Origin of the sequence: Streptomyces sp. OR43 (assembly GCF_008042275.1) — a bacterium.
Lineage (GTDB): Bacteria > Actinomycetota > Actinomycetes > Streptomycetales > Streptomycetaceae > Streptomyces.
Map to the genome: position 1 here is coordinate 1583128 of NZ_RDBK01000043.1, position 6000 is coordinate 1589127.

6 protein-coding genes are annotated in these 6000 nt (G+C 71.8%); all 6 read right to left on the minus strand.

What is annotated here, in order from left to right; all coding sequences use genetic code 11:
* Window positions 1–19: 19 nt before the first annotated feature.
* On the minus strand, window positions 20–664 hold the full coding sequence (locus EAO72_RS25725; protein ID WP_148019578.1) for a SigE family RNA polymerase sigma factor: 645 nt from the start codon (window positions 662–664) through the stop codon (window positions 20–22).
* A gap of 193 nt (window positions 665–857) precedes the next feature.
* Window positions 858–2024, minus strand: a complete 1167-nt coding sequence (locus EAO72_RS25730; protein ID WP_148019579.1) for a lipid-transfer protein — start codon at window positions 2022–2024, stop codon at window positions 858–860.
* Window positions 2021–2416: a MaoC family dehydratase gene (locus tag EAO72_RS25735; protein ID WP_148019580.1), complete on the minus strand. Its 396-nt coding sequence runs from the start codon at window positions 2414–2416 to the stop codon at window positions 2021–2023. The genes EAO72_RS25730 and EAO72_RS25735 overlap by 4 nt, the downstream gene beginning before the upstream one ends.
* The gene (locus EAO72_RS43330; RefSeq protein WP_261991637.1) at window positions 2413–3621 is read right to left on the minus strand and encodes an acyl-CoA dehydrogenase family protein; all 1209 of its coding nucleotides are present in this window, start codon (window positions 3619–3621) and stop codon (window positions 2413–2415) included. The genes EAO72_RS25735 and EAO72_RS43330 overlap by 4 nt, the downstream gene beginning before the upstream one ends.
* 1 nt (window position 3622) lies before the next feature.
* Entirely contained in the window at window positions 3623–4666 is a 1044-nt protein-coding gene (locus EAO72_RS25750) for a bifunctional MaoC family dehydratase N-terminal/OB-fold nucleic acid binding domain-containing protein (protein WP_148019581.1), read from the minus strand.
* Complete coding sequence (locus EAO72_RS25755; RefSeq protein ID WP_148019582.1) at window positions 4663–5862, minus strand: acyl-CoA dehydrogenase family protein; 1200 nt, start codon at window positions 5860–5862, stop codon at window positions 4663–4665. The genes EAO72_RS25750 and EAO72_RS25755 overlap by 4 nt, the downstream gene beginning before the upstream one ends.
* Window positions 5863–6000: the final 138 nt, after the last annotated feature.

Sequence of the window (6000 nt, forward strand, 5' to 3'; positions counted from 1 at the left end):
TCCCGCCGGGGCGGCCGCGTCATCGGACGGGTGCCAGCTCCGGATCCTCGCGCAGTTTGCCGAGCGCCCGGGACACCGCGCTCTTGACCGTGCCGATGGACACCCCGAGCACCTCGGCGGTCTGGGCCTCGCTGAGGTCCTCGTAATAGCGCAGGACGACCATGGCCCGCTGCCGGTCGGGAAGCTTCAGCACGGCACGCCACATGGCGTCGTGCAACGTCTGGCGGTCGGCCGGATCAGGTCCGGGCGTGGTCTCCTGCTCGGGCAGCTCGTCGCAGGCGAACTCGTCGACCTTGCGCTTGCGCCACTGCGACGTACGGGTGTTCAGCAGGGCCCGGCGGACATAGCCGTCGAGCGCCCGGTGGTCCTCGATCCGCTCCCAGGCGACGTACGTCTTCGTCAGCGCGGTCTGCAGCAGGTCCTCGGCGTCGCTGGGATTCGCGGTGAGCGAGCGGGCGGCCCGCAGCAGCACCGGCCCGCGGGCCTTCACGAAGGACGTGAACGACGGATACGGGACGTACGGCGCCCGCGCGCCGAAGGTCCCTCGCGCGGTGGCCGGGGCGCGCGTGGCGGCGTGGGCGCGCGGGACGGCCTGGCTCCGCGGGACGGCCTGGGCGGTGGCAGCGGCTCCCCTGGAGGCGCCCGTGCAGACTGGCGTGGTCATACCTCCACGCTAGGAGCGGGCGCCGCCGGGGGGATCGGCCCCAGGTCCCGAAACGGCGTCCGCCTCAGGGTGTAGGGCTGGGGCCACCTCCACCTCCTGTAGGTGGAGGTGGTGCTCCTTCCGAACTCAGGGTCGCCCCCGAGACCACCGGACCGGCCCCTGCCTTCCCTCGCTGGGACAGGACCGGCGCGCCTCACTCCGCCCGGCCCAGCACGAGGCCCGAGGTCGGCACCCCCGTGCCCGCCGTGACCAGGGAGGTGGCCGCCCCGGGTATCTGGTTCACCGACGTCCCCCGGATCTGCCGGACCGCCTCCGCGATGCCGTTCATCCCGTGCAGGTACGCCTCCCCCAGCTGACCGCCATGGGTGTTCAGGGGCAGTGCGCCGGAGGCCACGAAGTCCGCGGCTTCACCCGGCCCGCAGAAACCGAACTCCTCCAGTTGCATCAGCACGAACGGGGTGAAGTGGTCGTACAGGATCGCCACGTCGATGTCCGCGGGGGCCAGCCCCGAGTTGCGCCACAGCTGGCGCGCGACGACGCCCATCTCCGGCAGCCCCGTCAGATCGTCGCGGTAGAAGCTCGTCATCTGCTCCTGTGCCCGTCCCGCGCCCTGGGCGGCCGCGACGATCACCGCGGGCGGCTGGGGCAGGTCCCGGGCCCGTTCGGCGCTGGTGACGACGATCGCCTGCCCGCCATCGGTCTCCTGACAGCAGTCGAGCAGCCGCAGGGGTTCGACGATCCAGCGGGAGGCGGCGTGGTCGGCGAGGGTGATCGGCTTCCCGTAGAAGTACGCCGCCGGGTTGTTGGCGGCATGGCGCCGGTCGGTGACCGCGACATGGCCGAAGGCCTCCGGCGTCAGCCCGTACGCGTGCAGATAGCGCTGGGCCGCCATGGCCACCCAGGACGCCGGCGTGAGCAGCCCGAACGGCAGGTTCCAGCCGAGCGCGGTCCCCTCGGCCGTGGGCTCCCGCTGCTGTACTCCGGAGCCGAAGCGGCGCCCCGACCGCTCGTTGAACGCCCGGTAGCAGACGACCACGTCCGCCACCCCGCAGGCGACGGCGAGTGCCGCCTGCTGGACGGTGGCGCAGGCCGCGCCGCCGCCGTAGTGGATGCGCGAGAAGAACGACAGCTCACCGATGCCGGCCGCCTGGGCGACGGTGATCTCGGGGCTGGTGTCCATGGTGAAGGTGACCAGTCCGTCGACGTCGGCGGGCGCGAGACCCGCGTCGTCGAGCGCGGCGTGCACCGCCTCGACGGCCAGTTTCAGTTCGCTGCGGCCGGAGTCCTTGGAGAACTCGGTCGCCCCGATCCCGGCCACCGCCGCCTTCCCGCCGAGCGAATCGGCTCTGTGCACGCTCATGCGGCCCCCTCCGGCACGGCGACGGTCACCGTGCCGGTCACATGCCTGCCGATCCCGTTGACGCCGACGACCGCCACCTCGGCCGTTCCGTCGTCGCCCACCGCGGTGACCGTGCCGGTCAGCACCATGGTGTCGCCCGGGTAGTTGGGGGCGCCCAGCCTGATGGCGACCCGCCTGAGCACCGCCGAGGGGCCGAACCGGTCGGTGACGTACCGCCCGACCAGGCCGTTGGTCGTCAGGATGTTCATGAAGATGTCCGGGGACCCCTTCTCCCGCGCCAGTTCCGCATCGTGGTGGACGTCCTGGTAGTCGCGGGAGGCGAGCGCGCCCGCCACGATCAGTGTGCGGGTCACCGCGATCTCCAGCGGCGCCAGTTCCTCACCGGCTTTCACTCCGGTCCCTCCTTTACCAGCAGTTCGCCGAGTTCCTGAAGTACCGTGCCGCTGCCTCCGAGGTGCGCGTCGAGCTGACGCCCCCAGAGGAAGTGGCGGTGCACGGGATGGTCGAGGTCGGCGCCCGTGCCGCCGTGCAGGTGCTGACCCGCGTGGACGACCCGCCTTCCGGCCTCGGACGCCCACCACGCGCTCGTCAGTGCCTGTTCCACGTAGGGCAGCCCTTCGTCGTGCCGCCATGCCGCCTCGTACGCCGTGACGCGTATCGCCTCGGTGTCCATGTACGCGTCCGCGGCCCGCAGCAGCACCGCCTGATTCGTCGACAGCGGCCGCCCGAACTGCTCGCGTGTGCCGGTGTGTTCGACCGCGCGGGCCAGCGACCCGGCGCACACCCCTGCCTGCACTCCGGCGAACGCCGTCCGGGCACCGGCCAGCACCGCCTCGTAAGCCCCCGATCCGCCCAGCCGCTCCCCGGGCGCACCGTCCAGCACGAGCCGCCCCGCCGACCACGGGGCCGTGGTCTCCACGGATTCCGTCACCACTCCTGGGCCCGCGGTCCGTACGAACCACAGACTCCGGTCCGCGGCCGCGACCAGGACGTGCGTGGCGTCCCGCAGCCACGGAACCAGCGGGACGACGCCGCTCAACCGCCCGCCCTCCTCGGCAGCCGGTCCTCGGCCCGCCTCGGCAGCCGGTCCTCGGTCAGCCTCGGCGTGCAGGCATCCATCCGCCTCCGGGCCTCGGCCCGCCTGGGCGTGCAGGCCTCCGTCCGCGTCCGGAACTCGGTCCGCCTCCGCGTGCAGGCCTCGGTCCGCCTCCGGGCCTGTGTCCACCTCCGCGTGCACCGTGCCGCCGGCCGGGAACGCCCCCGCCGCCACCTCCGTCCCGTCCCGGAACGAGGGCAGCAGCCGCTCGCGCTGTTCGTCCGTACCGTGCTCGGCGACAGCCAGGAGCCCGTACACACAGCTCGCCACGAAGGGCACCTGCGCGGTCGTCCGGCCCTGCTCCTCCGCCAGCAGCACCAGCCCGAGGAGCCCGGTCTCCTCGGCCGCGCCCGGCAGCCCGGCGGCGCAGATCTCCTTCCAGAGTCCGGCGTCCGTCCCGCTGCCGGCCGCGACCAGCCGGTCATGCGTCGACAGATCACCGAAGATCCGGGCGGCCAGGCCCTGCGCCGCGGCCTGTTCCTCGCTCGGCGTGAAATCCATGTCAGCCCTCACTTCCCCGGAAGACCGGAAGGACCAGATCAGGGTCCGTACGAAGGAACTCCAGCCGCACCGGCATGCCCACCCGCACCTTGTCGCAGGGCACCCCGATGACGTTGCTGACCATCCGGACTCCCTCCGCGAGCTCGATCAGCGCCACGGCATACGGCCCGCCCTCGCCGTCCTCGCTGAAGGCGGGGAAGGACGGGTGGTGCATCACGACATGACTGAAGACGGTGCCCTCACCCGAGGCCTCGACCGTGTCCCAGTCGGGCGACCCGCAGGCGTTGCATCCGGGCAGCCATGGAAAGCGCAGCGCGTCGCACGCGGTGCACCGCTGGATCAGCAGCCGGCGGGAGGCGACACCCTCCCAGAATCCTGCGTTGTCCCGGTTGATCACCGGCCTGGAACGCAGCGCGTTCCCGTCCCCGTTCCCTTTCTCTTTCCCCGATATCGATCCCTTGGCTTCGCTGCCGGGCTCGGGATCGGTCTTCTGCCGCAGCTTCGGTTCCGGCTTCGGCTTCGGCTTCGGCTTCGGCTTCGGCTTCGGCTTCGCGGGCCGGTATTTGAGGATGCGGAAGCGATGCGTCCCGGCGAGTTCTTCCTGCGCCCTGACGTCCATGCGCGTGGTGATGAAATAGCCCGTCCCCAATTTCGTCGTCTTGCGCTCCGACACCGCCTCTATCACCGCGTCGAAGGTGATCCGGTCCCCCGGCCGCAAGGGCCGCAGATACTCCTGTTCGCAGTCGGTCGCGACCACGGAGGTGTATCCGGCCCCGTCGAGGAGGCCGAAGAGCTCGTCATAGGCCCCGCTCCGGTCCGTGTGCCCGGACAGCCCGCCCATCGTCCATGCCTGGAGCATCGTCGGCGGGGCGACGGCGTCGGGCCCGCCGTAGGCGGGGTGCGCGTCCCCCATCGCTTCGCACCAGTGCCTGATCATCGGCTCGTTGACCCGGTCCTTGCCGACGCCCTCGGTGGCCGCCGCCCGGCCCTCGTACGCCCTGAGCCGCTCGTACAGCTCGTCCCGGACGCCCTGCCCGGCCGTCACCGCTTCCCCCTCTTCATTCCGAGCCGCATCGTCGCGACGATCTCCCGCTGCACCTCGCTCACCCCGCCCCCGAAGGTGTTGATCTGCGCCGCTCTGTTCATCCGCTCCAGCTCCCCGTCCCCGAAGACTCCGGGCGAACCGCTCCGGACCGATCCGGCATCGCCCGTGACCTCCTGGCACAGGCGATACACCTCCACAGCGCTTTCGGTTCCCGCGAACTTCACGCCGCTCGCATCGCCGGGCGCGAGCGCTCCCGCTCCCACGGCCCCCACCAGCCGCCAGTTGAGCAGGCGCGTCGCCGCCAGCCGGGCATGCGCCTCGGCCAGCCGGGAACGCACCCACGGCTCGTCGGCCGGCCGCCGCCCCGTCACGGGGTCGGGCGTGCGGGCGAAAGCGAGCGCCGCTTCGTAGAAGTCCTCGGCCTGCATGCCGATCGCGGCGAGCGCGACCCGTTCATGGTTCAGCTGGTTGGTGATCAGCCCCCAGCCGCCGTTCTCCGCGCCGACCAGCGCGGTCACGGGCACGCGCACGCCGTCGTAGTAGGTGGCGGTCGTGGTCAGCCCGCCCACCGTGTCGATGGGCGTCCAGCTGAAGCCGGGCGCGTCCGTGGGCACGAGGAGGATGGAGATGCCCCGGTGTTTGGGCGCGTCAGGGTCCGTACGGCAGGCGAGCCATATCCAGTCCGCGCTCTGCGCGTTGCTGGTGAAGATCTTCTGCCCGTCGATGACCCAGGAGTCGCCGTCACGGACGGCCCGGGTGCGCAGCGCGGCGAGGTCGGTACCGGCCTCCGGCTCGCTGTAGCCGATGGCGAAGACGATCTCGCCCGCCAGGATGCGCGGCAGGAAATACTCCTTCTGGGCCTCCGTTCCGTACTTCATGAGTGTCGGGCCGACTGTGTTCAGGGTGACCATGGAGACCGGGGCGCCGGCCCGGTAGGCCTCGTCGAAGAACACGAACTGCTCGTCCGCGCCGCGCCCCTGCCCCCGGTACTCGACGGGCCAGCCGAGTCCGAGCATTCCGTCAGCTCCGATGCGACGCAGCAACCGCCGCTGCGCGTCCGGGTCCGGGTCCGGGTCCGGGAACGGGGCCGGGGAGGCGGGTCCGGCGTGCCCGCCTCCTGGGGGCATGACTTCACCGAAGTAGGCACGGAGTTCGGCGCGCAGCTCGCGCTGGCGCTCGGTGGGGGCCAGGTGCACGTCGACTGCCTCCCGGGAACGGGCATGCGGATCAGGGTTTCTGACTGTCCGTCAGATTCCGTTCCCCTGTCAAGGCGCCGGACGCCCGCACCCGCCCGATTCCTCGCCCACCTCCACTCCCGGCCCGAACACCAAGCC

What these genes read in the sequence shown, in the direction of transcription:
- EAO72_RS43330 (WP_261991637.1), bottom strand. Translation starts at nt 3,621, where the DNA reads ATGGATTTCACGCCGAGCGAGGAACAGGCCGCGGCGCAGGGCCTGGCC.
- EAO72_RS25725 (WP_148019578.1), bottom strand. Translation starts at nt 664, where the DNA reads ATGACCACGCCAGTCTGCACGGGCGCCTCCAGGGGAGCCGCTGCCACC.
- EAO72_RS25730 (WP_148019579.1), bottom strand. Translation starts at nt 2,024, where the DNA reads ATGAGCGTGCACAGAGCCGATTCGCTCGGCGGGAAGGCGGCGGTGGCC.